This is a genomic window from Methylobacterium sp. WL103 (assembly GCF_008039885.1).
Classification (GTDB): Bacteria; Pseudomonadota; Alphaproteobacteria; order Rhizobiales; family Beijerinckiaceae; genus Methylobacterium; species Methylobacterium cerastii.
The window spans coordinates 1-2,249 of sequence record NZ_VRUX01000651.1; the positions used below are offsets into that span (position 1 = coordinate 1).

At 69.3% G+C, this 2,249-nt stretch carries 4 protein-coding genes; 2 read left to right on the forward strand and 2 right to left on the reverse strand.

What is annotated here, in order from left to right:
• The coding region (locus FV222_RS23730) for an acyl-homoserine-lactone synthase (RefSeq protein WP_147815796.1) at positions 1-622 on the reverse strand (622 nt) is incomplete at its 3' end.
• Between the two features lie 199 nt (positions 623-821).
• A complete protein-coding gene (locus tag FV222_RS23735; RefSeq protein WP_147754771.1) occupies positions 822-1,553 on the reverse strand; it encodes an autoinducer binding domain-containing protein in 732 nt (243 codons plus the stop codon).
• 174 nt (positions 1,554-1,727) lie between these two features.
• On the opposite strand from FV222_RS23735, the gene FV222_RS30025 reads away from it, so the two are divergent.
• Together FV222_RS30025 and FV222_RS30030 are read left to right on the forward strand one after the other, a co-directional pair.
• Positions 1,728-1,979, forward strand: coding sequence for a hypothetical protein (locus FV222_RS30025; RefSeq protein WP_147754770.1), 252 nt, complete (start codon positions 1,728-1,730; stop codon positions 1,977-1,979).
• A gap of 66 nt (positions 1,980-2,045) precedes the next feature.
• Entirely contained in the window at positions 2,046-2,243 is a 198-nt protein-coding gene (locus FV222_RS30030; RefSeq protein WP_187277447.1) for a hypothetical protein, read from the forward strand.
• Positions 2,244-2,249: the final 6 nt, after the last annotated feature.

The following is a 2,249-nucleotide window of genomic DNA, read 5'->3' on the forward strand; positions in this document are numbered from 1 at the left end:
GGCGCTGGGGCAGGGCGGGCCGGGCGGTGAGCACGGAGGCGGCGTCGCCCCGGGTCTCGCGCAGGCGCCGGAGCGTGCGCACGTCGAAGGCCGCGACCACGGCGAGGGTGTCCTCGCCGGCGATCCGGCAGGGCAGGCCGAGGGGCGTCACCCGGAAATGCAGCTGCACGAGGCGCAGCAGCCAGAGCGGGTTCATCTCGATGACGATCGACTCGATGCCGCTCTCCAGGCCCCACTCGACGATGCCGGCGAGCAGCGCGCTGCCGACCGGGCTCAAGATGCGGCCGCGGTCGCGCACGTCCCGCTGCACGGCGTAGCGGGTCCACTCCCAGACCCGGGCGCTGCGCGGCGCCTCGACCTCGCAGAGCTCCGGCAGCACCTCGGTGAGCAGGTAGGGGCGGGTGGTCGGCAGCATGCGCTGGTAGCCGACGACGCGGTCCTCCTGCATCGCCAGCATGTGGACGGCGTGGCCGTCGTCGAACTGGTCGATCTCGCGTCCGTCGGGCTTGGCGAGGTCGTGCCAGCCCTTCTCTTCGACGAAGACTTGGTGCCGCAGGCGATAGGCCTGCTCCATGGCATCGCGGTAACGATCGACGTTCTCAGGGGTGACGATATGGATCAAGACGGCCTCCATTGATTGGCCGTCAGTATCGTTTCTAAGTATTTCTCCGAAAGTACGCGTTCGCGTACTATTCTGCACTTAAAATTGGCGCAGCTTGACTGGATTTTATCAATCCGTCCGCGTTTGCGGTCGGCCGCCCCGCCACCTCGCCGGCAGCCGTTTTCGAGGAACCGGTATCCGATACGAGGGCTTGCTGCGCCTACTTCAGCAACCCGCGACGAAACCCTTCCGCGACCGCGTGCGTCCGGCTTGCGGTGCCGAGCTTGGTCCGGATCGAGCGCAGGTGCTTCTCGGCGCCGTGCTCGGAGATCGACATCAGCTCGCCGATCTCCCACTCGGTCTTGCCGTCGGCGGCCCATTGCAGGGCCTCGCGCTCGCGCGGGGTCAGCCGGACCTCCGGCCGCGGCGGTCCTTCGCCGAGCGCGATCGACCGGCCGAAGGCGTAGCTCGCCACGAGCTGCAGCATGCCGCGCAGCTCCGGCGACGGGTCGAACCGCTCGGCACCGAAGCTGAACCCCGCGACGCGCCCGTCGAGGGTGATCAGCGGCACGGTGAAGCCCTGGCGCAGGCGGAAGTCGCCGGCCTCGTCCATCACCCGCCGGGCGGCGGCGTCGGCGCGGTAGGCCGGCTCGATGTCGGACCAGCGGAACGGGGTCAGGTCGGCGGTCAGGCGGCGGATGGTCGGATCGCGGAAGAGGTGGCCGGCCTTGAAGTAGCGCTCGGTCCACCCGGGCGGCGTGCTGTCGAGCAGGACGTGGGCCGCCTGGTCGCGACGGCTGGTGCCGGGGATCGGGATGATGCCGGCGAACGTGCTCTCGACGCCGAGCTTGGACACCGCGTCGAGCAGCGTGCGGTCCAACGCGTCGACCGAGCCGGCCCGGTCGAAGGCCTGGAAAAGGCCGTAGGTGACGTCGAGGGCCTTCGTGATCATGCGTTGCGCAGCCCTTTCGCAGGAGCCGTACGACGGAGCCGGCCGTCGCCCGCCGGTCGCGGACGCGACGGATATCGCGTCCGGCGGCTGGACAGACACCATCCTGCCCTGTTTATAGAGTCCTGTAAGTTTATTCTAGGTTGCATAACGAGACCGTGGCGTAAGGAGCCCACCGTGGAGGACGGCCGGAACGACGGATCGGATCGATCCGAACGGGCGCAGATCCTGCTGGGCAAGATCGCGGAACTGCTTCGCGTCGACACGGCGTTCTTCCTCGGCCCGCGCACCGGCGTCCAGGCCTCCGATCCGGACCCTGCCGAATTGCTGCGGCTGTTCCAATCCATCGGCGACGCGGAGCTCCGCCGCTCGGTGATCGCCATGCTGAAGGACCTCGAGGCGAAGGACGACACCCGCCGCGATTCCTGAGGGTGCGACGCCCCGCGTCCTCGCGCCCGCTTGCCCCCGGACGGGCGCGGACGATCTCTGGACGACGTGTCCCACATCTTCGAGGCCTGCGTGCTCAGAATTTCGATCCCGTCCCGAGCGGTCGCTCGCCCGCATGCGCGCCTCTCCGTTCCCCGCTTCGCCACCCCCCACCTCGCCATCGCCTACCTCGCCATCCCCTACCTCGCCTTGCCCCTGCTCGCGCTCGCGCTCGGGGCCGCGCCGGCGGCGGCGATCGAGGGCTGAGAGACC

Bases quoted from the DNA above. Each gene is read 5' to 3' on its own strand.
- FV222_RS23735 (WP_147754771.1), bottom strand. From the start codon at position 1,553: ATGATCACGAAGGCCCTCGACGTCACCTACGGCCTTTTCCAGGCCTTC.